We start from the raw sequence: 25,519 nt of genomic DNA on the forward strand, positions 1-25,519 counted from the left end.
CAGGTTACGGAATGCGGCGCCGATAGACTGGCCAATCGGGTCACCGTGAGCCCATTCTCCAGCGAACGAAAGCAGACTATGGACCTCCTCATCGTCGGCTCCGGCTTCTTCGGTCTCACCATCGCCGAGCGCGCCGCAGCATCCGGCCGCAAGGTGACCGTCATCGACCGCCGTCACCACATCGGCGGCAACGCCTACACCGAGAACGAGCCGACGACCGGCATCGAGGTCCACAAGTACGGGGCTCACCTGTTCCACACCTCGAACGCGACGGTGTGGGAGTACGTCAACCGTTTCACGCAGTTCACGAACTACGTCCACCGCGTCTACACGACGCACAAGGGCGTCGTGTACCCCCTTCCGATCAACCTCGGCACCATCAACCAGTTCTTCCAGGCTGCTTATACGCCGGGCGAGGCACGAAACCTCATCCAGGAGCTTGCCGGCGAGTTCGACCCGAAGCAGGCCAACAACCTCGAGGAGCGCGCGATCGGACTGATCGGCCGCCCGCTGTACGAGGCGTTCATCCGCGACTACACCGCGAAGCAGTGGCAGACCGACCCGAGAGAGCTTCCGGCGGAGATCATCTCGCGCCTGCCGGTCCGCTACACCTATGACAACCGCTACTTCAACGACACCTGGGAAGGTCTCCCGGTCGACGGTTACACCGCCTGGCTCGAGCGCATGGCCGACCACCCGAACATCGATGTGAAGCTGAACACTGAGTTCTTCGACGAGTCGCAGCCGCTCAACAAGAAGGCCACGGTCGGCCAGGTGCCGATCGTGTACACCGGTCCGGTGGACCGCTACTTCGACTACGCCGAGGGCGAGCTCTCGTGGCGCACCCTCGACTTCGAGCAGGACGTTCTCGACATCCCGGACTTCCAGGGCACGAGCGTCATGAACTACGCCGATGCGGACGCCCCGTACACGCGTATCCACGAATTCAAGCACTTCCACCCGGAGCGCGCGGATCGATATCCGACCGACAAGACCGTGATCGTGCGGGAGTACTCGCGTTTCGCGACTCGCGCCGACGAGCCTTACTACCCGGTGAACACGGCCGATGATCGCGCGGGACTGCTGGCATACCGCGAGCTCGCCAAGGGTGAGCAGGACGTTCACTTCGGTGGGCGTCTGGGCACCTACCAGTATCTCGATATGCACATGGCCATCGGCTCAGCGCTGTCGATGTGGAACAACCACCTGGCGTGACCGCGGTCGAGGCTCCGACGCCGACGACGCGGAGAGCCGTCGCCGGTTCGAGCAGGCGACGACTCGACATCGACGGACTGCGGGCCTTCGCGATCGTCCTCGTCGTCGTCTACCACGTCTGGCTCGGGCGGGTCTCGGGCGGCGTCGATGTCTTCCTGCTCATCTCGGCGTACTTTCTGACCGCGTCGTTCGTGGCGCGGTCGTCGTCGCTCGCACCGATCGATCTCCTGCGCTTCTGGGCACGCCGCTTCGCACGGCTCCTGCCTGCCGCGGCGGTGACGATCCTCGGCGTGCTGCTCTTCACCGCCGTCGTGCTGCCTGGTTCGCAATGGCGCCAGATGTGGACCGAAGCCTGGTCGTCGTTGTTCTACGTCCAGAACCGTGCCCTGACAGCATCCGCTGTGGACTATTACGCACGGTCCGAGACCTTTCCGAGTGCCCTGCAGCACTTCTGGTCGCTTTCCGTGCAGGGGCAGGTCTTCCTCCTCTGGCCCGTCCTCGTCTTCCTCGCCGTCGTCGTCGCGCGTTGGATCCGCCGTCCCGTGCGCCCGATCCTGATCGCCGGCTTCGGGCTGACCTTCTGCCTCTCGCTCGCGTACTCGATTCATCTGACGGCGGCGGATCAGCAGGTCGCGTACTTCAGCGTGCCGGCCCGGTTGTGGGAGTTCGCGCTCGGCTCGCTGGCCGCTCTGCTGCTTCCGCGGCTCCGGCTGCCGCGGTGGTGGGCCGGAGTCGTGGGCTGGGCCGGGATCGGCGCACTCATCGCCTGCGGCATCGTCCTCGACGTGGGCGCGGGTTTTCCGGGAGTCGCCGCGTTGTGGCCCACCCTGGCGGCTGTCCTCATCATCGTTGCGGGGCAGTCGCCGGGCCCCGGTTCCGCTTCTCGCTGGCTGGGTTCTCGTCCGATGGTCTGGATCGGCGGGATCGCGTACGCCCTCTACCTCGTGCATTGGCCGATCCTCGTGGCTTACATGACCCTCACCGACTCGACGTCGGTGGGTGCGATCGGCGGACTCGTCGTCATCGTGACGTCTGTCGCTGCCGCTGTGCTCCTCGCTTACGGGGTGGAACGGCCCCTCTCGCGCCTGCTGAGCCGGGGACGGCGAAACCTCGCCGTCATCGGCGCCGCCGTTCTCGCCGTCGCCCTTCCCCTGGGGACCTGGCAGGCGGGTGAGAGCATCCGCGTCGCCTCATACGACCCGCAGGAGAACCCGGGTGCACACGTGCTGATGCCCTGGCTCGGGGTGACGGCGGTCGAGGGGGCTCCTGTCCGGCCGGTCAGCACGCAGTTGGGTGAGGAGTGGGTCGCGCTCGACGGCCCCTGCACGGATGCGCTCCGTCCTGCCGGTGATGTGGCCGCCGCGACGTGCGTTCAGACGGAGGTTGATCCGGACGCGCCGATGTTCCTCGTCATCGGGGACTCGCACGCGCAGCAGTGGATGGGGGCGGTCCTCCCCGTGTTGGAGGAGGCCGGGTGGAACATCGTCGCCCTGCTGCGTGGGGGATGCTCGTTCGCGCCCGATGAGGACGCGGGCGACGAGTGTGCCGAGTGGCGTGAGGAAGCCCGCGCGTATGCCGAAAGCCAACCCGCGGATGTCGTCATGCTGATGGGCACGAAAGCAGCGCCGTCGTCGCCCGCGGAACGTCAGCCCCTCGGCCTCGAGCGCCCGGTCGCCAGTATCGCCGCCAGCGGCTCCCAGGTTCTGCTCGTGCGCGACAACCCCCGCTACGACTTCGACATGTACGGATGCCTCGAGGCGTCAGCGTCCGCCTCCGACTGCGCCATGGCGCTCGACGCCGTGATGGCGCCCGAGAATCCTGCTCTGGGACTCACCGAGGAGGGCAGCGTCTACTTCCTCGATCTGTCCGAGTATCTGTGCCCGGAGGGGGTGTGTCTGCCGGCCATCGGGAACGTCGCCGTGTACATCGACGACAATCACCTGACGGCTTCGTACGCGCAGTCGCTCGCGCCCGCGGTGCTCGCCGCGTTCCGGGGGATGCCCGGCGTTCCCCTCGGGTGAAGTACGCGCCGTAGGATCGAACGCGTGAGTCCCGCCGTCGTCGGCGCCCCCGGATCGCCGCGGCGCTACCTCCACTCTCTGTGGCTGCTGTCGGCGCGCGATCTGCGGGTGCGCTACTCCACGAGTGCGCTCGGCTACTTCTGGTCGGTCCTCGACCCGCTCGTGATGAGCGGGATCTACTGGTTCGTCTTCACGCAGGTCTTCCATCGGGACGTCGGTGAGAACCCCTACATCGTCTTCCTCATCACCGCGCTGCTGCCGTGGGTGTGGTTCAACTCGGCGGTCACCGACTTCACGCGTGCGTTCAATAAGGACGCACGGCTGGTCCGGTCCACCTCGATCCCACGCTCGATCTGGGTGGGGCGCATCGTCTTGAGCAAGGGCATCGAGTTCCTCTTCTCGCTGCCGGTGCTCGCGATGTTCGCGATCTTCGGGGGAGCGACGGTCAACGCCGCGCTCCTCCTCTTCCCGGTGGCCGTCGTGCTTCAGGTGATCCTGCTCCTCGGGCTCGGGCTCATCGTCGCCCCGCTCTGCGTGCTCTGGGGCGATCTCGAGCGAACCACGCGGCTCGTCCTGCGCGCACTCTTCTACGCGTCGCCGATCATCTACGGCGTGGCCGACCTGCCGGGCGTCTTCAAAGAGATCGGCGCGTTCAACCCGCTGGCCGGGATCTTCACGCTCTACCGCGTCGGGTTCTTCCCCGACCAGTGGGACACGCTGTCGGTGATCGTCGGGGCCGCCACCAGCATCCTGATCTTCGGGCTCGGACTCCTCGTCTTCTCACGCCTCGAGCGTCCGGTGCTGAAGGAGCTGTGATGACCGGACTCGCGATCGAGGTGCGCGACCTCGGTGTGCGCTTCCGCCGCAACCGGCGCGGGAGGCGCAACCTCAAGGACCTGTTCGGCGGCGCCTCGCGCCGAAGCCGCCCGGGGGAGTTCTGGGCCCTCCGCAACGTCTCGTTCTCCGTCGAGCCGGGCGAGTCGATCGGTGTCGTCGGACGCAACGGGCAGGGCAAGTCGACGCTCCTCAAGCTCGTCGCCGGCGTCCTCCTGGCCGACGAGGGCACCGTCGACGTGAACGGCGGGGTGGCTCCGCTCATCGAGATCACGGGCGGCTTCGTGGGAGACCTCACCGTGCGCGAGAACGTGCGCCTCACGGCAGGCCTGCACGGGATGTCGAAGGCCGAGGTCAACCGCCGGTTCGACGACATCATCGACTTCGCGGAGATCGCCGATTTCGTCGACACGCCCTACAAGCACCTGTCGAACGGCATGAAGGTCCGCCTCGCCTTCTCCGTGGTGTCGCAGCTCGACGAGCCGATCCTGCTCGTCGACGAAGTGCTCGCCGTCGGCGACCGTGCTTTCCGCGCGAAGTGCTACAAACGCATCGACGAGCTGCTCGCCGAGGGGCGGACGCTGTTCTTCGTCAGCCACAACGAGAAGGACCTGCGTCGCTTCTGCACGCGTGGTCTCTACCTCGACAAGGGCTCACTGGTCCTCGACGGACCGATCGGCGACGTGCTCGACCGGTACAACGACGACCACAACGGCGGGGCCTGAGGCTCAGCGCTTCGCAGGGCCGAAGATGCTCTCCCACGATTCCGGCGAGGTCAGCTGCCCCATCGCGCGGCGGTAGCGCCGCGACAGCTTCGGCCAGTCGCGCTTGAGCTGCGCGTGCAGTCGCAGGCTCTCTCGCAGCATCCGCCGGAAGGCCGCCCGGTCACGGGTGTAGATGTTCTTGCCCGACCCGTCGGCCGCGCTCACCAGGGCGCTGTCGTAGCGGGGGAGACGCCACCACTGCGCGTCGCCCTTGCCGAACTCCACCTCGGGCTGGGCGATGTTCTCCGGGCGCGGAGCATGCAGCCAGTGTGACGCGAGGGTCGAGAGGGTGAACCAGCGGAGCTTGAGGCCCGTCGGGCTGTCGAAGGTGTGGCGGGGGAGGCGCTTGAAGACCTGACGCCCCCTCCGCGAACGCAGTGGTACGCCGGTGTCGCGGTGGATGACCGTCTCGGGGAACTCCTTCTGCAGAGCCCTGGCGGCGGGCATGGCCGTCGCGATTCCCGCCGCCATGTGCTCCGGTCCCGACAGGATGTCGCGCAGGGCACGGTGGCGCAGCTCGACGGGGTAGTACTGCATCATCATCAGGTGCTTGAGGTCGAGTCGTCGACTGTGCCGCAGCAGCGTGCCACCGCGCGGACTGTTCGAGTGCAGCAGTGCGGCGACGATGCGGTTCCGCGCGTGGAAGTACGCTTGCCAGTCGATGGAGTCGTCCTTGCCGACCCACGACACGTGCCAGAGCGCGACGCCGGGCATCGAGACCGTGGGGAAGCCGGCGTCGCGCGCGCGCAGGCAGTACTCCGCGTCGTCCCACTTGATGAACGCGGGCAACGAGAGGCCGATCTCACGGATGACCTCGACCGGGATGAGACACATCCACCAGCCGTTGTAGTCGGCGTCGAGCCGCATGTGCAGCTCGGGGGACTGCCGGAGGTTCGCGACGGAGAAGTCGTGCGGCATCTTCTCCTGCTGCAGCGTGCGCCACATGAACGGCTCGTCGTCGACGACCTCGGCCCAGGCGTGGAGCTTCGGGCGGTCGAGCAGATCGAACATATGCGCGCCGACGATCGTCGGCGTCGTCGCGTACCGGCCGAACACGATCGACCGACGGAGTGACTCGGGCTCGATGCGCACATCGTCGTCGAGCAGCTGGACGAAGTCGCTGTCGGGCCGCTGGAGGGTCTCGTGCATCGCGCGGGCGAAGCCGCCCGAGCCGCCGAGGTTGGGCTGCGTGATGATCTGAAGCGTCTCGCCGAGGCTGTCGGCGACCTCGGCGAAGTCGTGCTGGGCGTCGACGCGGTCGGTGCCCTGGTCGATGAGGAAGATGCGGTCGACCAGCTCGAGGACATCGGGCGCCGCGTCGAGGGCGCGCAGGGTTGCCACGCAGTAGTCGGGCTTGTTGTACGTCGTGATCCCGAGCGAGGCTTTGCCCGACCGGGCCGGTTCCTGCTCGGTCGTCCACTCAGCTCCCAGGAACCGAGCGTCCTCGCGGTCGGCTGCGATGTCGAACCAGATCCATCCGCCGTCGCTGTACTGGTTGAGGGTGAGCTCGAACGTGCTGGTCGCCTCGCCGGTGACCTCGCGGGTCTCCAGTCGCTGGCGGGTGCCGCCGCCGTTGGACCGGTACACGAGGACGGTGGCGGGGCCCTCGGTGTGCACGGTGAGGGTCACGTCGCGGACCGGCGTCCAGTGCTGCCAGTACGACGCCGGGAAAGCGTTGAAGTACGTGCCGAACGACACCCGCCGGCCGCCCACGATCCGGGCCTCCGAGCGACCGAGGATGTTCGACAGCTGGGCCCGCGACGACACGCGCACGGGCTCCTCGTCGATCTCGGTCCACGTCTCGGGGTCGACATAGAGCGGAAGGAGGTCGGGGTCGTGCTCGAGAGGGAGGACGGCGCGCTGCAGCAGGTGGGGCATGATCTGTCTTTCGTCAGGGACGGGCCGGCTGATCGGTCAGCGGCTGCATCGGCTGCCACGAGCGGTCTCGGGCGATGCGCCGGCCGTCGCGGAGGCCGCGGAAGAGGTTCGAGGTGCCTCGCACGGTGCGCTCGACCAGGAAGAGCCGGATCAGCTCCTTGCCGAACGTCAGGGTCGTCCCGAGACCGAACAGCACCGGGTTGTAGACGCCCTTCGTTCGGTAGTACTGCTTGATGTGCGCCCGGTTGCGCATGATGTAGTACCGGTAGGCGTCGCTCGAGGCGTTCATGTGGCGGATGCCCATGTCCCACTGGCGGATCTCACGCGTGCGGCGCAGGACGAACTCGTCGACGATGACCGACGTCGTGATGCGCGAGGCGAGCCATCCGTAGAGCTGGTCGTCCCAGTAGATGAAGAACCGCGGGTCGGGGAGCCCGATGCGGGCGACGATGTCGCGGTGGATGAACATGCCCTCGAAGCATCCGGAGTTCATCTCCTTGTAGCCCGCCTCGCCGAAACCGGCGGGCGCGAAGGGGATCGGGATGCCCATGCGTTCGGCGACGCGGTACTGCCAGTAGAACTCGCTGCCGTCGTAGTCGTAGCGACGGCCCTGGATGCTACGGAAACGCGGCGCCCAGCGGCCCATCTTCGCGAGGCCGTCGGGGAGCACCTCGACGTCGTCGTCCATGAGCCAGATCCATTCGGAGCCGAGCTCGTACGCCACGCGCACGCCCTCGCTGAATCCGCCCGACCCGCCCGTGTTCGTCTCGAGACGCCGGTACTCGAGCTGCGTGCCCAGCCGATCGCGGAACGAGTCGACGACGGATGTCGTGTCGTCCGACGACGCGTTGTCGATGATCACCACGTGCCCGGGCTTCGGGTCCATGCGGACGATGCTCTCGAGCAGCCGCGACAGGAGCGCGGAGCGGTTGAAAGTGACGATGGCGATGGTCGCCGTTGTCGGGTCGAAAACCTGCGCGCTCACCGGCCCGATCCTACCGTGCGATGCCGTGGGTTCCCGTCGAGGTGTCGCCGGGGAGACCTGCGGCGGGAGTCGTCGGCCGCACGGCATCCCGGATGTTCTCGCGCCAGGATCGCGATTGCCCCGCCCGTAGGGCGCACAGCACGAGCATCAGCCAGCCGTAGCCGTGGAGGGGGAAGCTCTCGAAGAGGGCGTCGACGAGCACGGTCACGAGGATGAGCGGCGTCCAGGCGTAGAGGATCGAGCGGCGCTCGCTCGCGACGAGCCAGGCGCGGCCGAGGGCCAGGCCGACGAACGTCATGAAGATGAGGAGTCCGACCCAGCCGAGCTGGAGGACGACGTCGACGTAAGCGTTGAGCGCCGAGGTGTGACGGTCGCCGAGTGCGAAGTTGATGGCGTTGAACGGGAAGTCCGTCCGTGACCACGGTCCGAACCAGCCCCACCCGCGCACGGGCTCCACGCGGACGAACGAGGCGACCTGGTCCCAGAGCTCAGCGCGGATGGAGAAGTCGGTGCCCGCGCCGATCCACGCGATGATGCGCTCGCGGAAGAGGTATCCGACCAGCGCTCCGACGACGACGGTCGCGGCGAGCACGGACTGCACGGGCCGGCGCAGCGCACGGCGGGTGCGGCGGACGAGGCCGAGGGCGGCCGTCGCGATCCCCGTCGCGACGGCGAGGACGAGCACGGTGGGGGAGTCCGACAAGGCGGCGAGGAGTGCGGCCAGGACCGCCGAGAAGAGAGAGACGCCGGTGCGGACTGACACGGTCCGCCATTCGATATAGAAGGTGATCAGAGCCAGGACCGCGATGAACCCGAGGGAGTTGCGGGTGCCGAAGATGCCCTGGACCGGACCGAGGACGGCGATGTCTCCCTCGATGCCGAGGAAGCTGAAGGGCATGTCGAAGAACACGCCCGAGAGGAGCTCGAGCGCCAGCGATAGCACCAGCAGGACGCGGAACACGTCGGCCAGCGCGCGGACCGTCTGGAGGGTGTCGCGCGTGTTGGCGATGACGACGGCGAGGAACGCGATCGAGGCGAGCGCGAGCCACCCGCCCAGCGTTCCGGAGGCGTCGGTGGTCCAGGTGATGCTCGCGAGCGCCCAGCCGAGGAACACCACGAGGGTCGACGGGATCAGTCGCACGAGGGTGAACTCGCGGCGACGCACCAGCAACAGGGCCGCGCCCACCACGCACAGCCCCGCGATCACGGTGAGCCAGGTGACGCGGCCCGCCGTCCGCTCGACGAGATGCTCCGCGAAGACCGCGGCGATCGCGGTGTGGGCGAAGGCCTGCGCGAACGCCGCCGAGTCGAGGGTCCGCACGAGCCACGACGTCGACAGTGCCGGTGGCGTCGTCACGCCGCGCCCTCGACGGGCGCACCGCGTTCGATGGGGGCCCCGCCTTCGAGCGGCCAGGCGGCTGCGAGCGTCGAGCGGCGACGCACGGGGGTGCCCCGCACGGACGCAGGAGCCTGCTTGATCGCGAACGCGAGCATCACGAGCAGGAACCAGCCCCAGTTGAGCAGGGGTGACGACTCGGTGACGCTCTGGACGAGCAGGATCGTTGCCACCAGCGCCGGGATGAGCAGCAGGCGCGACCGGGGTTCGCGCTCGGCACCGGGCCGGGGGATGCGGCCGAGTGCCAGGAACCACGCGCGCCACGTGAAGGCGCCGAGGGCGACGGCGAACAGCAGCACCCCGACGACGCCGAGCTGCATCGCCACGTCGAACCACGTGCTGTGCGCCTGCATCACCGTGACGCCGCGATCGATGATCCACCCGTCGAAGAACGGGTCGGTGGGCACCCACGGCACGGAATAGCCCCAGCCGATGATCGGGCTCTCGGCGAACCGTTCGCCCACGGTCGCCCAAATCTCCTTGCGGCCGCTGAGATCGGAGGAGCGTCCGAGCAGCTCGAAGAGGGCTTCCCGCACGATCCACAGGGTCGTGATGAGGGTGATGCCCGTGACGGTGAAGACGATGTAGAGGATGCGCCGGGTACGTGCGGTGCGCGCGCGGCGCATGAGCAGCACGACGACGATCACGAGAGCGATGGCGATCGCGCACATCGCCGCTGTCGCGGACGACCCCCGCCAGAAGCAGAATGCCGCCAGCAGCGTCCACGCCACGAGCGGCCCGCGCCGGCCGGCGCGGGTGTTGATCTGCAGGCCGAACACCACGAGCCCGAGGAGCGCGATGTAGGCCAGGGAGTTGGCATTGCCGAAGATGCCCTGGATGCGGTCGTCGGTGAAGAGCTTGTCGCGTGACCAGAACATGATCGGGTCGCCCGTGAAATCCGGTCCGGGCCGCACGAAGCCGGGCAGGATCGGTCCCTGCCAGATGAGCGAGACCCACAGCTCGAAGGCGAGCGAGAGGGCCAGCATCCACTTCACCGCCGCGGCGATGGCCTCGATGATCTGGCGCCCCGTGAGCACGGCGGCGACGAAGATCGCCTGCGCCGTCGTCGCCAGCAGAAGGGCGAGCGTCATCGCGGTCGCGCGCGGCCATTCGGTCCATAGCAGCGAGAGCACCGCCCAGCCGACGTAGGCCAGGGCGAACCACGGGAGGCGGCGCCAGCGGCGGCGCGGCCGTTGGATCACCCAGATCGCCGCGGAGACAGCGGTCGTCACCGCCACCACGACAGCCGAGCCGCCCACGCCGATCGCCATGAGCCAGGCCGTGCCCGCCATCGATGAGGCGATGATCAGGGTGCACCACGCGCGCACCAGCCGGAGGGGGAGGCGCCGCGGTGCCGGGGTCGTCGGCGCAGCCGTTCCTGATCCCTCGCGCGTATGACTGGCCATGATGCTCTCAGATTAGCCGGAGGGCCCTGAGAGCACTCAGGGGCTGCGGACAGGCTCCCGCTGGTCGGGGAGGCCGTCGCCCTGCTCCGCGTCGAGACGCTGCTCGGCCGGCCCGCGTCCGACGAGCGGAGCCTGCTTGATCTTGAAGGCGAACAGGATGATGAGGAACCACCCCCAGTTCAACAGCGGCGCCGACTCGGCGAGGCCCTGGACGAGGAGGATCGTCGCGACGAGCGAGGGGACGAGGGTCAGGGCGCTGTAGGGACGATCGGCGACGATATCCCAGCGCGGGCGATCGACCGCGAAGAACCACGAACGCCAGATGAAGGCCAGCAGTGCGAGCCCGATCAGCGCGACGCCGATGTACCCGAGCTGGAGCGCGACGTCGAGCCACATGTTGTGCGCCTGCATGACGCTCACACCGTGATCGACGATCCAGCCATCGAAGGCAGGGTCGGAGGGCACCCACGGTGTCGAGTAGCCCCATCCGATCACCGGGCGCTCGGCGATGCGTTCGCCCACGGCATCCCAGATCCGCTGCCGGCCCGTCAGGTCAGAGGACCGGCCGAGGAGCCCGAACACCGTGTCGCGCGTGAGCCAGACGGCCGTGCCCCCGATGCCGGCGACGGCCACGTACATGATGTAGAACCGCGTGCGCTCGCCGGGGCGCCGGGCCGTGCGCATCAACAGGATCGTGACGAGGACGACCGCCACCGCGACGGCGCACAGGAACGCGGTCGCCGATGCCGCGCGCCAGAAAAGGAACAGGGCGAGGGCGGTCCACAGCCCGAGCAGGAATCGCCGCGGTGCTCCCGAGGCGATCCTCACGATGAAGACGATGATCGCCAGGAGCGCGATGTACGCGAGCGGGTTGGCGTTTCCGAAGATGCCCTGCAGTCGCCCCCCGTTGAAGAGGTTGTCGCGTGACCAGAGGGTGATCGCATGCCCCGCGTAGTCGGGGTCCGGGCGCGCGAACCCCGGCAGGATGTCGCCGCGCCAGATGAGCGCGACCCACAGCTCGAAGACGATCGACAGGCCGAGCATCCATTTCAGCGCCGCGGCGACGGCACGGAGGATCTCTCGCCACGTCAGCACCGCTCCGACGAACATCGCCTGGAGCGTCGTGGACACCAGCAGCAGCAGCGTGAGCTCTGTCGCGCCGAGCCAGGAGGACCAGAGCATCGAGGCCACCGCCCACGCGACATAGGCGAGCGCGAACCACGGCAACCGGCGCCACTGCACCCGCGGACGCAACGACACCCAGAGGATCGCCGATACGACGCCGGTGGCGACGACGACGATGGCCGCGCCCGTCGACCCGAAGGCCATCAGCCAACTCGTGCCTGCCATCGACGCCGCGATGATGAAGACGCACCAGGCGCGCAGCAGCAGATGGCCGGTCGTCTCGCGCGCGGGCGCCGTTGGCGGTGCCGAGACGGGGTGGCGGGAGTGGACGGCCATGGTGCAGACAGGCTACCGCGGCGTCGCGTCTTGACAGGGGCTGGGCGGCGTCCGCGTCCTAGGCTGGGCTCGTGCTGATTCCGATCTCGAACATGGCCAGGGACTACGCGTGGGGCTCCACGACGCTCATCGCCGAGCTGCAGGGGCGGGAACCCTCGGGGACGCCCGAGGCGGAGATCTGGTTCGGGGACCACCCGGGAAGCCCGTCGCGCGTCGACGACGGCACCGGACGTCCCCTGAACCTCGTCCTCTCCGAGGCGGGCATCGCACCCCTGCCCTATCTGCTGAAGATCCTCGCTGCGGGGACGTCGCTGTCCATCCAGGCGCATCCCTCTCGGGATCAGGCGGCGGCCGGATTCGCCCGCGAAGAGGCCGCGGGCATCCCGCGGGATGCCCCGCACCGGCTGTACCGCGACGAGAACCACAAGCCCGAGATCATCGTGGCCCTGTCGGAGACCTTCCGTGCGCTGGTCGGGCTGCGGCCGATCGCCGATACGCAGCGTCTGCTCGCCTCGCTCGGCGAGGGCAGCGGTGTGGGCGCGCTCTCGGCGGCCCTTTCCCCGACCGACGCCGAGGACGAGCCCGCGGCGCTGCGCCGGGTCATCGGCTGGGCGCTCTCGGGCGAGGCATCGGATGTCGTGACCGACCTCGCCGCTGCGTTGGAGAGCTCCGCGAGCGATGAGGTCGCCTCGGAGTTCGCCGCCGAGATCCGTGTCCTCCGAGACATCGCGGGCGCCTTCCCCGGTGACGCCGGCCTCGTCGTGGCGACCCTCATGAATCTCGTCGAGCTGCGGCGAGGAGAAGCGCTCTTCGCTCCGGCCGGCGTTCTCCACGCCTATCAGGACGGCCTCGGCGTCGAGCTGATGGCGGCGAGTGACAACGTGCTCCGCGGCGGTCTGACCCCCAAGCATGTCGACGTGCCCGAGTTGCTGCAGGTCGTGAGCACCGAGAGCGGTCCGGCGCCGATCGTCGAGCCGCTCGACGTCGCGCCCGGCGTGTTCGGCTACGACGTCGGCGTGTCGGACTTCCGCCTCGTGCGCGTCGAGACGACGTTCGAAGCGGTCGCCGAGATCGCGCTCGACGGCATCGCGATCGTGCTCGCGACGCGCGGAGACATCGTCGTCGAGGCAGACGGAGACCGCGTGGAGCTCGTACCCGGCACGGCGGCCGTCGTGTCGGCGACGTCGGTGGCGATCGGCGGCGCGGGGGAGGCGTTCGTCGCTCAGCCGGGCGTGGCGTGAGCGCGCGACACGCCGATGTGTCGCCGCGAAGCTTAAACACGCGCTTGAGGGTTTACGATCCGCGACTTGACCCGGAGGAATGACACGGGTGTAATTAATCCCAGACACGCGGCTCGCGTGCCGGCCGGCGAGGAGGGAACACGATATGACGGCATACCGTTCGGGCGTTCCCGACAACTGGTTCGTCGACCCGGTCAACCTGGGCGTGCCCGGGGTGCGGCGCGTCGACACCGACGGCGACGACAACGCTCTCGCCTGGCAGACCGACGCACTGTGCGCGCAGACCGACCCCGAGGCCTTCTTCCCCGAGAAGGGCGGCTCCACGCGTGACGCCAAGCGCATCTGCACGTCGTGCGACGTGCGCGGAGAGTGCCTCGAGTACGCCCTGCAGAACGACGAGCGCTTCGGCATCTGGGGCGGTCTCAGCGAGCGCGAGCGCCGCAAGCTGAAGCGCCGCGCGGTCTGATCCTACGTCGCCGACGGCTCTCGACGAGATCGGCGACCCGCCCCGCCGCTGCCGAGCCCGCTCAGGATCGCCGCCTAGGCTTGCTCCGTCATGCCCGCCCGTGTTCACGCGCTCCTGGTCGTGCGTCCCGACGGACGCGCTCCGGCGGCCTTCCATCTCACGCGCACGCTCGCCGCGCTGCGCGATCAGACGCGCGCCGTCGACGCGCTGACCATCGTGCTCTGCGGGGGCGATGAGCGGCTGCGTGCTCTCGCCGAGGAGTCTGGCGCCGAGGCGGTGATCGCGGCGCCGTCTCGCACCGGGTTCGCCGCAGCCCTCCGGCTCGCGTCGCGCCGTATCGACGGTGACGCCGTCTGGCTGCTCGCGCAGGACGTCGCTCCGGAGCCGGAGGCGCTGCAGCGTCTCGCCGCGGCCCTCGAGACGGCACCGTCCGTCGCGATCGCCGTCCCCAAGCTCGTCGAATGGGACGACACCACCCGCATCGTCTCGCTCGGGCGCTCGATGACGAGGTTCGGCGCCGCGGTCGGCCTCGCCGACGGTGAGCACGACCAGGGGCAGCACGACGGCACAGACGACGTCCTCGGCGGCGACGTGCGCGGCATCCTCGTCCACACGGCGGCCTGGCGCGAGCTCGAAGGCGTCGACGAAGCACTCGCCGGCGCTGACGAGGGGCTCGATCTGGGGGTGCGCGTGCGGCTGGCGGGCGGACGCGTCGTCCTCGCGCCCGGGGCACGCATCGCCGTCGCGCACGACGGCGTCGCCGGATCGCCTGCGCCGCGGACGACCGGCGCCCGGGCACGAACCGCACACGCCGCGCGTCTGGCGCAGCTCCACCGGCGGCTGGTCTACGCCCCGCCGCCCGCGGTCGCCATCCACTGGCTCACCCTGCTGCCGTTGGCGCTGTGGCGCAGCATCCTCCACCTCGTCGGCAAGCGGCCCGCTCGGATCGGTCCGGAGTGGTCGGCAGCGGTCACCGTGCTGGTGCGGCTGACGGCGGTCGCCCGCGCCCGACGTCGCATCGCGCGCCACCGTCGCGCATCCTGGTCGCAGCTGGCGCCCCTGCGCGTGAGCTCCCGCGTCATGCGGCAGCGGCTCATCGAAGACCAGCCTGCCGGCGACGGTCCCCGCCGCACCGAGCTCGGCTTCTTCTCGGGAGGCGGTGCCTGGGCCGTGCTCGCCGCGCTCGCCGTCTCGATCGCAGCGATGCCCGCCGCGCTGAGCTGGCCCTCGATCGGCGGCGGAGCGCTCGCGCCCCTCGCCGCCAACGCGGCCCGCGCGTGGTCCGAAGCCACCGGAGCGCAGCGCCCGCTCGGCTGGGATGTCGTCGGGCCCGCCGACCCGTTCAGCGCCGTGCTGGCCGTGCTCGCGTCGTTCTCGCCGACCGACCCGTCGCGCGCGCTCGTGGTGCTGTGGCTCCTGGCGCTCCCGCTCGCGGTGCTCGGCGGATGGTTCGCCGCGACCCGCATCACCGAACGTCCGGTCCTGCGCATCGTCGGCGCGGTGGTCTGGGCCCTCGCACCGATGTTCCTCGTGGCGCTGGGGGACGGGCGCCCGGCATCCGTCATCGCCCACCTCGTGCTGCCTTGGCTGGCTTTCACAGCCGCGGCTGCGCATCGGTCGTGGGGCAACGCCGGAACGGCATCCATCCTGCTCGCCGCCGTACTGGCGTGCTCGCCCGTGCTCTCCGCACCCGTCGCGGTCATCTGGCTCTTCGCCGTGGTGCTGTCGATGGTGCTGCGAGGCCGGCGGGCGGCCTTCCGGTGGCTCTGGATCATCGTCCCGTCCGCGGCGCTGTCGGCGCCGCTCGTCTTCGCACGACTCCGTGCGGGAGATCCGTGGTCGCTCCTGGCCGATCCGGGCATTCCGTGGAGCGGGCCCCGGTTCGCGGATGACGTCCTGGGGAGGTTCCTCCTCGCGGCGGGCTTCCCGGCCGACGCCGGCTGGGCGGCCTTCACCGGTGCCAGCGGCCCGGTGTGGTGGCTGATCCTCTTCACCGCGCCGCTGCTCGCCCTCGCGCTGGCCGCCGCCGTCTCGGCGCGACGCTTCGTCGGCATCGTCCTGCTCGCCATCGCGGGCCTCGGGACGGCGACGGCCTTCGCGGCCGCGGGGCTGGCGGTGGCCATCGACGGCACGACCGCCATCGCTCTCTGGCCCGGTGCGGCTCTCAGCCTCGCCTGGGTCGGTGTCGCCGGGGGAGCGCTTCTCACGCTCGACAGCGTCGTGCCGACTCGCGTGGTCCGCGCGGTCGCCGCGGCGACCGCGGTCGCCGGGCTCGTCATCGCCGCGGTCCCCATGCTCACCGCTCAGGCGCGGGATGCGTCGCTGGTCGGTCGCGGCGAGACGAGCACCCTCCCCGCCTTCGTCGCGGCCGAGGGCGCGAACTCGCCCGGGCTCGGCACGATCGTGCTCACCCCGACCGACGACGGTGTCGCGGTGGACGTGGTGTGGGGTGGCAGCGCGACCCTCGGCGGCCAGTCGACGCTCGTCACCGCACGCACCGAACTCACGGATGCCGATCGGGAGGCGGCGCAGATCGCCGCCGACCTGGTCGCCGACACCGCGAACGACGTCGTCGCGCAGCTGCGTGACCACGGCGTCGCGTTCATCCTGCTCGCCTCGTCCGAGGATGAAGCCGCGACCGCTCGCAGCACACGGCTCGCCGCAGCGACCGCGCTGGGCAGTCGTGACGGCCTCGACGCCGTCGGATCGACCGACAAGGGTGAGCTGTGGCGCCTGTCGGGAGACGTCGCTCCCCGCGCCGAAGCTCCGACGACGGCGCGCGCCGTGACGTCGGTGCTGTGGAGCGGCATCGCGGTGGTGTTCGCGGTGGCCCTGCTCCTCGCCCTGCCCACACGCGGCAGCCGGTCGGCTTCGCGGGCGGCACCACGCCTCGTGGGGATACGAGCGCTCCGCAGGAGGGACCGATGAACTCGCGAACCGCACTCGTGACCCGTCTCGCCGTGGGCGCGGTGGCCGCCGTCGTCGTCGGAGGCGGCGTCATCGCCGCCGCAGCGGCCCCCTGGCCGACCTTCGCACGCGAGCCCATGTCGCTCGATGTCGTTCCCGAGGCGGCGCGTTCGATCGCCGCGTGCGACGGCCCGCTCCTCGCTCTCGGCCGCGACGCGACGGCGGCCGGCGCGATCACCGCCGCGGCGCCATCGAGCGTCGTCTCGGCGACGGACGGCGCAGAGTCGACGGAGTACACGCTCGCGACCCCCGATCGAACCGGCGACGGAGCGTCACCCGAAGCCTTCTCGGCAGAGCCGACGGACGGCGTGCCGACCGATCTCGGCGCGGCGTCGTCTGCATCGCTCGATGACCCCGATCTGCGCGGCCTGGCGGTTTCGGCGTGCACGCGCCCCGCGATGGAGTCGTGGCTGGTCGGCGGATCGGCCGCCACGGGGGCGAGCGACCTCGTGCTCCTGACGAACCCGGGTGATGTCGCGGCGACCGTCGATCTGAGGGTGTTCGGTGCTGACGGAGCCCAGGACCCCGTCGCGGGGCGCGACATCGTCGTGGCCGCTCGCTCGCAGCGCGCCATTCCCCTCGCGGCGCTTCGCCGCGGCGAGCAGAGTCCCGTCGTGCAGGTCACGGCGCAGGGAGCCCCGGTGCGGGCATCCCTGCAGTCGGCACTGACACGCACGCTCATCGCCGGTGGCGTCGACCAGGTGGGGGCGAGTGCCCTGCCGGCGACGCAGCAGACCATTCCGGCCGTGAACGTCACCGTCGCCCCCGATTCCGTCGCCTCGGCGGGCGGACTGTCGGTGCGGCTCATGGCGACTGCGGCCGACACCTCCGCGAACGTGACCGTCCGCTCCGTCGCCGACGGGAGCGTGGTGTCGCAACAGGACGCGATCGCCGTGACCGCCGGGCGACCGGTCGAGCTCGAGGTGACGGGGATGCCCGTCGGTGACTACACCGTCACCGCGACCGCATCCGATCCTCTTGTAGCCGCAGCGTGGACCTCGACCGACCAGGCCGCGCCGGCTGATTTCGCCTGGGCTGTCGCCGCGCCGCTCGTCGACGCTCCGACCCTCGTCGCCGTCGCATCCGGTCCCGCGCCGTCGCTCACCCTGACGGCCGATCAGGACACCGTCGCGACGCTGACCCCCATCGCCGGCGGAACGCCGCAGACAGTGCAGCTGGCAGCAGGGCAGTCCGGCACGATCGACGTCGCGGCGGGGACCGTCTACCGACTCGACCCCGGCACCGGCGGCATCCGCGGCTCCGTCGGCTTCTCGGCAGCCGGACAGCTCGGGACGTATCCCGTGACGGGGTCGGCCGCAGCAGCAGCCGAGCTCACCGTGTATCCCTGACCCGGGTCAGAGGAAGCGGAACCGGTCGGGTCCGAGGTCCCAGGGATCGCGGTCGAGGTATTCGGCCGCCGCACGGAAGACGCAACTCTCGACCATCATCCGGCGGTGCAGATCGTCGTTGCGGTGCAGCCGGTTCAGGCGCTCGATGGGCAGGCGATAGAGCACGATGCGCTTCTCGTTCGCGAAGACCTGCCAGCGCGGGATGCCGTCCTCGTCGCTTGCCGCCGGCATGCCGGCGACTTCGAATCGCACCTCGCGTAGCTCGGGCCACGCGCTCCGCAGAAACTCCGCGGCTGTCCCGACCGAGAGATCGAACCGCTCGGAGCGCGTCTCGAGGGGCGGGAGCGGGGGGCGAACGACCGGGCTGCGATCATCGCGGCCGTGTCGCCCGTGGCGCGACGGCCGGTTCCGCCGAGGCGGCACGGCTCGGGAACGACGCCGGATCATGAGGCCATCCTATGCGGCCCCGGACGCCGGCCCGGCGCGGCATCCGATCGTGCCGCGTCTGCGGCGTTACGGTGGACGGGATGCGCGAGAGACTGTGTTCGAAGGTGGGCTGCGCCCGCGAGGCTGTGACGACCCTGACCTTCGACTACGGCGATCAGATGGCCGCTCTCGGCCCGCTGGGAGGCGGCACCGACCCGCACGCGCACGACCTGTGCGCCATCCACACCGAACGACTCTCCGTGCCCAAGGGATGGGTCGTCATTCGTCACGAGACGCTCAAGATCTGACGGGGAACCCGCGCGGAGTCTCGGTGGCTGCCCCGACGAGCGCGCGCGCCCGGTCGTCGATCCGGGTGATCGCGGCATACTCCCGATCCCGGCGAGCTGCGACGACGGCCCGGACGAGGGATTCGGGGTCGGTCTGCGGCAGAGGCGAGACGAACGGTGCGACCTCGGCGGCGATCATCGTCGCAGAGCGCTGTCGAGCCCCGGGCTCCATTCCCTCGGCCGAGCGGGCGAACTGCGTTGCCCGCCGCGCGACGCGATCGGGCAGCCTCGCGACATCGGCGACCTCGGCCCATTCCCGCAGCTCGGCGGGAATCGGGCCGGCAGGATGCGGCAGGCGCGGAGCGCGCGTGCGCTCGCAATAGGTCCCCGCGACCATGTCGCCCAATCGGGTCGAGCGCGGCGTGAACGCGGCGACCACCCCGGCGAGTGCTCCGAATGTGAACCAGATCTCCAGTACTCCGACGAGGGCGCGGATGAATGCCTGCCGGAACCCGGTGGCGCCGCCGTCGGTGCGCACGATGCGGCCGCCGACCGCGAGCTTGCCGAGACTGCGCCCGTGGGTGAGGGTCTCGATCGCCGTCGGGATGACGACCAGCACGAGGACGAGGGCTGAGATGACCAGGATCCCCGACAGGTTCTCGAGGCCGAAGCCGCCGACGAGGAGGCCTCCGACGAAGGAGAACAACAACAGCAGCACGATGCCGCAGAGGACGTCGATGAGCACGCCGAGCGCGCGGAGGAAGAAGCCCAGGGGCTGGACGTCGAGCGCGACCGCCTCACCGGTGAGGATCTCGTCCTGACGGATCTGCGCCGGGGGAGCGGGCGTGGTCATGGGTACAGTTAAGCAAATGGACCTCGACGCCCTGGTCGCCGCGCGTCGCGCCGAGTGGGATCGGCTCGACGCGCTCGCGCGTGCCCGCCGGCTGTCGAGCGCCGAGGTCGACGAGCTGGTGACGCGCTATCGTGCCGCGTCCGCCGACCTCGCCGACATCAAGACCTCCGCCGGCCGCAGCGTCGAGGGAGACCGGCTGTCGATGATCCTCTCGCGCGCCCGGCTGCGCCTCACCGGCGCGCCCGAGAACGTCTTGCGACTGCTGCCGCGCTTCTTCGTGCAGCAGCTGCCGGCCGCGCTCTATCGCGTGCGCTGGACGACGCTCGCGGTCGCGGTGGCGTTCATCGCCATCAGCTCGCTCGTGGCGTTCTGGGTCTCGGGCGATCCCGCCGCGGTGGCCGCCCTGGGGTCGCAGGCCCAGCTCCAGCAGTACGCCGAGAACGACTTCACCGCCTACTACAGCGACAACCCCGCGGCGGTGTTCGCCGGCACCGTGTGGACGAACAACGCCTGGATCGCCGCGCAGTGCGTGCTGTTCGGGATCACCGGGCTGTGGCCCGTGATGGTGCTCATGCAGAACGCGGTGAGCATCGGTCAGGCGGCGGCGATCCTCATCGCGTTCGACCGGGGAGACGTGTTCCTGCTGCACATCGCCCCGCACGGGCTGCTCGAGCTGACGTGCATCTTCGTCGCAGGTGCGACGGGTCTCCACATCTTCTGGGCGTGGGTCGCACCGGGGCGGCGGAGCCGCGGCGAGGCGCTCGCCGCGGCGGGACGCTCGCTCGCGACGGTCGCGATCGGGCTGATCCTGGCGCTCGCGCTCTCCGGACTCGTCGAGGGTTTCGTCACCCGTCAGCCGTGGCCCTGGCCGCTCAAGATCGGGATCGGCGCCCTCGCACTCGGCGTCTTCCTCGCCTACATGCTGGGACTCGGGCGGATCGCCGCGCGGCGAGGCGAGACGGGTGACCTCACGGAGTATGAAGCGGGGACGCCGCGCCTGGTCGCCGGATGAACCCGTCGCATCGGCTTAATTTGATCTAATCAAAAATAAAAGCTACGATCTCAGCATGACGATCGCGACCGCCCCCGAGGCCATCCGCGCCTTCGGTCTGCGAGTCACCGAGTCTCGCGCCGCCGTCTACGCCGCGCTCCACGCGCGACCCCACGCGAGCGCCGACGAGGTGTACACGGCCGTCGCGGATCGGATGCCGCAGGCCAGCCGGCAGTCGGTGTACAACGCCCTCAACGATTTCGCCGACGCGGGCCTCGCCCGTCGCATCGAGCCCGCCGGCCGCTCCATGCTGTTCGAACTCCGCGTCGGCGACAACCACCACCATCTCGTCTGCACCGCATGCGGCCGAGTGGAAGACGTCGACTGCGCCGTCGGGCACGCACCGTGCCTGCACCCGTCCGACGATCACGGCTTCGAGGTCGCCTCGGCCGAGGTGACCTACTGGGGGCGGTGCGCGGAATGCGCCTCATCCGCGACCCCGGCGGCATCCTGAACTTCTCTCTCTCCCGAAACCCCCAACGGAAGGATCCCCATGAGCGATCGCGACCCGCAGTCCGCGCCCATCGGCGAGGACGTGACCGACACCGACCAGGCGGTCACCCCCATCGACACACCCGAAGACGAGCGCGGCGACGGTGAGACCCGGCCGCGTTCCAACGACGCCGGCGGCTGCCCCGTGATCCACGGCGGCGAGCAGGGACAGGGGCACGGCCACGGCTCGCACGGCGGACAGCCCCACCCGACGGTCGGCAACGCCAACCACGTCTGGTGGCCGAACCAGCTCAACCTGCGCATCCTGAAGAAGAACCCCGCCGTGGCCAATCCCGTCGGCGAGGACTTCGACTACAAGGCCGCGTTCGAGGCACTCGACCTCGCCGCCGTGAAGAAGGACATCGAAGAGGTCCTCACCACCTCGCAGGACTGGTGGCCGGCCGACTTCGGCCACTACGGCCCCCTCATGATCCGCATGGCCTGGCACTCGGCGGGCACGTATCGCGTCACCGACGGCCGCGGCGGCGGCGGGGCCGGTCAGCAGCGCTTCGCCCCGCTGAACAGCTGGCCCGACAACGTCAACCTCGACAAGGCCCGGCGCCTGCTGTGGCCCGTCAAGAAGAAGTACGGCCAGTCGATCTCGTGGGCCGACCTCATGATTCTCGCCGGCAACGTCGCGCTGGAGTCGATGGGCTTCTCGACCTTCGGCTACGCCGGCGGTCGTCCCGACGTCTGGGAGCCGGACGACGACGTGTACTGGGGTCCCGAGACCACGTGGCTCGCCGACGAGCGCTACTCCGGCGACCGCGACCTCGAGAAGCCGCTCGCGGCGGTGCAGATGGGCCTCATCTACGTCAACCCCGAAGGCCCGAACGGTGAGCCCGACCCGCTGAAGTCGGCGCGCGACATTCGCGAGACGTTCGGCCGCATGGGCATGAACGACGAGGAGACCGTCGCCCTCATCGCCGGTGGTCACACCTTCGGCAAGACCCACGGCGCGGCTCCGGACTCGAACCTCGAAGACAACCCCGAGGCCGCAGGCGTCGAGATGCAGGGCCTCGGGTGGAAGAACAACTTCGGCACCGGCCACGGCGACGACACGATCACGTCGGGACTCGAGGTCACCTGGACCTACCACCCCACGCGCTGGGACAACGAGTTCTTCCACATCCTCTACGCCTACGACTGGGAGCTCATGCGCAGCCCCGGCGGCGGACACCAGTGGCGTCCCGTCAACGGTGCCGGCGCCGACATGGTGCCGCTCGCGCACTCGAACGGCCGTCGCGAGCCGCGCATGCTCACGAGTGACCTCGCGCTGCGGATGGATCCCGCCTACGACGAGGTCTCGCGCCGCTTCAAGGACGACCCGGTGGCCTTCGGCGACGCGTTCGCCCGCGCCTGGTTCAAGCTCACGCACCGTGACATGGGCCCCATCGCGCGCTATCTCGGTCCCGAGGTGCCGCAGGAGGAGCTCATCTGGCAGGACCCGCTTCCCGCCGTCGACCACGAGCTGATCGATGACGCGGATGCCGCCGACCTGAAGGCCCGCATCCTCGCGACCGACCTGACCGTGAGCGAGCTCGTCTCGACGACGTGGGCAGCAGCCTCGACCTTCCGAGGCAGCGACAAGCGCGGCGGCGTCAACGGCGCCCGCATCCGTCTCGCCCCGCAGAAGGACTGGGAGGCCAACAACCCGGCCCAGCTGCAGCGCGTGCTGGGTGTGCTCGAGAGCGTGCAGGCATCGTTCAACGACGGCCGCACCGACGGCAAGAAGGTCTCGCTGGCCGACCTCCTCGTGCTGGCGGGCAACGCCGGCGTCGAGAAGGCCGCGCGTGACGGCGGTGTCGACGTGACGGTTCCCTTCCGTCCCGGACGCACCGACGCCACCGCCGAGCAGACCGACGAGCTGTCGTTCAGCCACCTCGAGCCGGTCGCCGACGGCTTCCGCAACTACTACGGCCCGAACGCGGTGCTGCCGGCCGAGCACCACCTCATCGACAAGGCGAACCTGCTGACGCTGAGCGCGCCCGAGATGACGGTGCTCGTCGGTGGCCTCCGTGCTCTGGGAACGAACTACGACGGATCGTCGTTCGGCGTGTTCACCGAGCGTCCGGGTGTGCTCACGAACGACGTGTTCGTCAAGCTGCTCGACCTGGGCGCCACGTGGAAGCCGCTCGACCCGGGGTCGCACGCCTTCCGCGGCGTGAACGCCGACGGGTCGGAGATCGGCATCGGCACGCGCGTCGACCTGCTGTTCAGCTCGAACTCCGAGCTCCGCGCCATCGCCGAGGTCTACGCCTCGGATGACGCGAGCGAGAAGTTCGTGCGCGACTTCGTCGCCGCGTGGACCAAGGTCACCGAGCTCGACCGGTTCGACCTGCGCTGATCCGCGGCATCCCTTCGAAGGCCCGTCCCGATTCTGCGGGGCGGGCCTTCGTCGTCTGGGCTTTGTGTGGGGCGGGGTGGCTGGATAGGGGTTCGGCTGGGTTGGGTTGGGTTGGGTTGGGTTGGGTTGGGTTGGTTGGCGGGTTGGCAGTTGGCGCCCCTTCTCTGAGCCGGAGGGGGCGCGAGCTGCCACGTGAGGGGGAGACGCTGGCTTGGGTTGGCAGATGGTGCCCGATCGCGCGCTGGGTGTGGGCGCGAGCTGCCAAGCGAGCGGGATGCTGGTGGGGCGGGGTGGCCGCGTGGCCGGGGCGCCTGCTCGCCGGAGGTTGGGGCGCGCTGCCACAGGCTCTTGGGTTGGCAGTTGGCGCCGCTTCTCTGAGCCGGAGGCGGCGCGAGCTGCCAGGTGAGGGGGGAGACGCTGGCCTGGGTTGGCAGATGGTGCCCGATCGCGCGCTGGGTGTGGGCGCGAGCTGCCAAGCGAGCGGGATGCTGCTGGGGCGGGGTGGCTGCGTAGCCGGCGTGCCTGCTCGCCGGAGGTTGGGGCGCGCTGCCACAGGCTCTTGGGTTGGCAGTTGGCGCCGCTTCTCTGAGCCCGAGGGGGCGCAACCTGCCACCTGAGGGGGGAGACGCTGGCCTGGGTTGGCAGATGGTGCCCGATCGCGCGCTGGGTGTGGGCGCGAACTGCCAAGCGAGCGGGATGCTGCGAGGCGGGTTGACAGTTGCTGCCCTCTCTCCGCGGTTGAGCGGCCGCGCTCAGAGCCCAGCACCGGGGCACCGCTCAGAGGCGGCCCGCGGCCTTCAGCGCGAGGTAATGGTCGGCAACCGCGGGCGGGAGGGCCTCCGGGGTCGCGCTGAGGGCTTCGCCTCCGGCACGGCGGATCGCGCCGGCGACCAGTTCGGCGTCACGCGTGGCGTGCGCGATGGCCGCCTCACGGTAGACGTCTTCGGCGAGGCGCTCGGCCGGTGCCGGCTCCGGGGCGTCCTGCGCCGAGCCGACGAGCACGGTCGTGCGCTCGGTCAACGACGGCAGAGCTCCGAGGAAGCCCCGGGCGGCGTCGGGGGCGTCTTGCGCGGTCAGCAGCACCACGAGCGAGGGGCGCGACGTCAGCGCGCGCACCTCCGTGAGTACGGCGTTCCAGTCGGTGTCGATGAGTGTCGGCTCGACCGGCGCCATCGCGTCCACGAGGGCGGGCAGCAGCCGTGGACCGTCGATGCCCGTGACCCGCGCGCGCCGAGCTCGGTCGAACATGAGCAGGTGGACGTGGTCGCCCGCACGTGCGGCGAGAGCGCTCAGCAGCAGCGCCGACTCCATCGCTGCATCCAGACGGACACCGTCGCCCACGCGTGACGCGCTCGTGCGGCCGGTGTCGATGACGATCACGACGTGACGATCGCGTTCCGGGCGCCAGGTGCGCAGCATGGTCGTCCCCGCTCGGGCGGTCGCACGCCAATCGATGGAGCGGACGTCGTCGCCCCGCACGTACTCGCGGAGGCTGTCGAACTCGGTTCCGCGCCCGCGTACCTGAACGCTCGTGTTGCCGTCGAGCTCCCGTAGGCGGGCGAGGCGCGACGGCAGGTGCCGGCGCGAGGCGAACGGCGGCAGCACCCGCAACGCCCCCGGCGCGGCGATCACGCGCTGCCGTCCCGCGAGCCCCATCGGGCCGCGACTGCGCACCGCGATGAACGCCGAGCGCAGCTCACCGCGACGTCGGGGCAGCAGTGGCATCGCGACGGCTCGACGCTCGCCGGCGGGGATGTCGATGGTCGCACGGGCCTCGCCTGCGCCGGCGGTCGGCTGCCAGCCGTCGCGCAGATCGCCGCGGATGCGGCGGGGTCCGCGGTTTCGCAGCAGAAGGCTCGTCTCGACGCGCTCGCCGGCACGTGCCCGGGACGGGATGCGCCGCTCGACCTCGATGTCGCGCAGCGGGCCGGCCAGCACGGTATCGACCACCGCGAGGATGATGCAGAGCCCCGCCCATGCGAGCGCCGTCCACGCCGCGTCGATCCCCGCCGCGGGGGCGAGGACGACGGGCACGACGCCGAGGGCGACGAGCAGCACGAACAAGCCGGAGAGGTACACG

General features: G+C 70.1%; 20 protein-coding genes. 12 read left to right on the forward strand and 8 right to left on the reverse strand.

What is annotated here, in order from left to right:
- Positions 1-78 precede the first annotated feature (78 nt).
- Genes glf through DEU36_RS12705 form a run of 4 tightly spaced genes read left to right on the forward strand, consistent with a single transcriptional unit; the run spans position 79 to position 4,795 of the window.
- A complete protein-coding gene (glf, locus tag DEU36_RS12690; protein WP_120264706.1) occupies positions 79-1,215 on the forward strand; it encodes a UDP-galactopyranose mutase in 1,137 nt (378 codons plus the stop codon).
- Complete coding sequence (locus tag DEU36_RS12695; protein WP_183045395.1) at positions 1,212-3,236, forward strand: acyltransferase family protein; 2,025 nt, start codon at positions 1,212-1,214, stop codon at positions 3,234-3,236. The genes glf and DEU36_RS12695 overlap by 4 nt, the downstream gene beginning before the upstream one ends.
- 24 nt (positions 3,237-3,260) lie before the next feature.
- Complete coding sequence (locus DEU36_RS12700; RefSeq protein WP_120264708.1) at positions 3,261-4,052, forward strand: ABC transporter permease; 792 nt, start codon at positions 3,261-3,263, stop codon at positions 4,050-4,052.
- Entirely contained in the window at positions 4,052-4,795 is a 744-nt protein-coding gene (locus DEU36_RS12705) for an ABC transporter ATP-binding protein (RefSeq protein WP_120264709.1), read from the forward strand. The genes DEU36_RS12700 and DEU36_RS12705 overlap by 1 nt, the downstream gene beginning before the upstream one ends.
- 3 nt (positions 4,796-4,798) lie before the next feature.
- Here DEU36_RS12705 and DEU36_RS12710 read toward each other — a convergent pair whose 3' ends face one another.
- Genes DEU36_RS12710 through DEU36_RS12730 form a run of 5 tightly spaced genes read right to left on the reverse strand, consistent with a single transcriptional unit; the run spans position 4,799 to position 11,960 of the window.
- The gene (locus DEU36_RS12710; protein WP_120264710.1) at positions 4,799-6,712 is read right to left on the reverse strand and encodes a glycosyltransferase; all 1,914 of its coding nucleotides are present in this window, start codon (positions 6,710-6,712) and stop codon (positions 4,799-4,801) included.
- A gap of 13 nt (positions 6,713-6,725) precedes the next feature.
- The gene (locus DEU36_RS12715) at positions 6,726-7,697 is read right to left on the reverse strand and encodes a glycosyltransferase (RefSeq protein ID WP_259455369.1); all 972 of its coding nucleotides are present in this window, start codon (positions 7,695-7,697) and stop codon (positions 6,726-6,728) included.
- A 10-nt stretch (positions 7,698-7,707) separates the two neighbouring features.
- Entirely contained in the window at positions 7,708-9,054 is a 1,347-nt protein-coding gene (locus DEU36_RS12720; RefSeq protein ID WP_183045396.1) for an O-antigen ligase, read from the reverse strand.
- On the reverse strand, positions 9,051-10,499 hold the full coding sequence (locus DEU36_RS12725) for an O-antigen ligase (protein ID WP_120264712.1): 1,449 nt from the start codon (positions 10,497-10,499) through the stop codon (positions 9,051-9,053). Before DEU36_RS12725 ends, DEU36_RS12720 begins: the two co-directional genes overlap by 4 nt.
- 36 nt (positions 10,500-10,535) lie before the next feature.
- Positions 10,536-11,960 (reverse strand): O-antigen ligase, encoded by a 1,425-nt coding sequence (locus DEU36_RS12730; protein WP_120264713.1) that lies wholly within the window; start codon positions 11,958-11,960, stop codon positions 10,536-10,538.
- Positions 11,961-12,031: 71 nt separating this feature from the next.
- On the opposite strand from DEU36_RS12730, the gene manA reads away from it, so the two are divergent.
- The 4 genes from manA to DEU36_RS12750 all read left to right on the forward strand — a co-directional run bounded on the left by manA (position 12,032) and on the right by DEU36_RS12750 (position 17,983).
- Entirely contained in the window at positions 12,032-13,201 is a 1,170-nt protein-coding gene (manA, locus tag DEU36_RS12735) for a mannose-6-phosphate isomerase, class I (protein WP_120264714.1), read from the forward strand.
- 145 nt (positions 13,202-13,346) lie between these two features.
- Positions 13,347-13,667, forward strand: a complete 321-nt coding sequence (locus DEU36_RS12740; RefSeq protein WP_023955405.1) for a WhiB family transcriptional regulator — start codon at positions 13,347-13,349, stop codon at positions 13,665-13,667.
- A 90-nt stretch (positions 13,668-13,757) separates the two neighbouring features.
- A complete protein-coding gene (locus tag DEU36_RS12745; RefSeq protein ID WP_120264715.1) occupies positions 13,758-16,595 on the forward strand; it encodes a glycosyltransferase family 2 protein in 2,838 nt (945 codons plus the stop codon).
- Entirely contained in the window at positions 16,592-17,983 is a 1,392-nt protein-coding gene (locus DEU36_RS12750; RefSeq protein WP_120264716.1) for a DUF5719 family protein, read from the forward strand. The genes DEU36_RS12745 and DEU36_RS12750 overlap by 4 nt, the downstream gene beginning before the upstream one ends.
- Positions 17,984-17,989: 6 nt before the next feature.
- Here the strand turns inward: DEU36_RS12750 and DEU36_RS12755 are convergent, their stop codons facing one another.
- The gene (locus DEU36_RS12755) at positions 17,990-18,430 is read right to left on the reverse strand and encodes a metallopeptidase family protein (protein WP_120264717.1); all 441 of its coding nucleotides are present in this window, start codon (positions 18,428-18,430) and stop codon (positions 17,990-17,992) included.
- Positions 18,431-18,510: 80 nt separating this feature from the next.
- On the opposite strand from DEU36_RS12755, the gene DEU36_RS12760 reads away from it, so the two are divergent.
- On the forward strand, positions 18,511-18,717 hold the full coding sequence (locus tag DEU36_RS12760; RefSeq protein ID WP_120264718.1) for a DUF3499 family protein: 207 nt from the start codon (positions 18,511-18,513) through the stop codon (positions 18,715-18,717).
- Here the strand turns inward: DEU36_RS12760 and DEU36_RS12765 are convergent.
- Positions 18,707-19,549 carry an RDD family protein gene (locus DEU36_RS12765; protein WP_120264719.1) on the reverse strand — a complete coding sequence of 281 codons (843 nt, stop codon included), beginning with the start codon at positions 19,547-19,549 and terminating at the stop codon, positions 18,707-18,709. The genes DEU36_RS12760 and DEU36_RS12765 overlap by 11 nt on opposite strands.
- A gap of 16 nt (positions 19,550-19,565) precedes the next feature.
- Between DEU36_RS12765 and DEU36_RS12770 the strand changes: the two genes are divergently transcribed.
- From DEU36_RS12770 to katG, 3 genes are read left to right on the forward strand one after another with little or no spacing between them, the layout of a single operon-like run.
- A complete protein-coding gene (locus DEU36_RS12770) occupies positions 19,566-20,561 on the forward strand; it encodes a stage II sporulation protein M (protein ID WP_120264720.1) in 996 nt (331 codons plus the stop codon).
- Between the two features lie 55 nt (positions 20,562-20,616).
- Positions 20,617-21,054, forward strand: a complete 438-nt coding sequence (locus DEU36_RS12775) for a Fur family transcriptional regulator (RefSeq protein WP_120264721.1) — start codon at positions 20,617-20,619, stop codon at positions 21,052-21,054.
- A gap of 39 nt (positions 21,055-21,093) precedes the next feature.
- Positions 21,094-23,439 carry a catalase/peroxidase HPI gene (gene katG, locus DEU36_RS12780; RefSeq protein WP_120264722.1) on the forward strand — a complete coding sequence of 782 codons (2,346 nt, stop codon included), beginning with the start codon at positions 21,094-21,096 and terminating at the stop codon, positions 23,437-23,439.
- A 777-nt stretch (positions 23,440-24,216) separates the two neighbouring features.
- Here katG and DEU36_RS12785 read toward each other — a convergent pair.
- The gene (locus DEU36_RS12785) at positions 24,217-25,518 is read right to left on the reverse strand and encodes a DUF58 domain-containing protein (RefSeq protein ID WP_120264723.1); all 1,302 of its coding nucleotides are present in this window, start codon (positions 25,516-25,518) and stop codon (positions 24,217-24,219) included.
- Between the last annotated feature and the right edge of the window lies 1 nt (position 25,519).

Origin of the sequence: Microbacterium sp. AG238 (assembly GCF_003610405.1) — a bacterium.
In the GTDB taxonomy this organism is placed as follows: Bacteria; Actinomycetota; Actinomycetes; order Actinomycetales; family Microbacteriaceae; genus Microbacterium.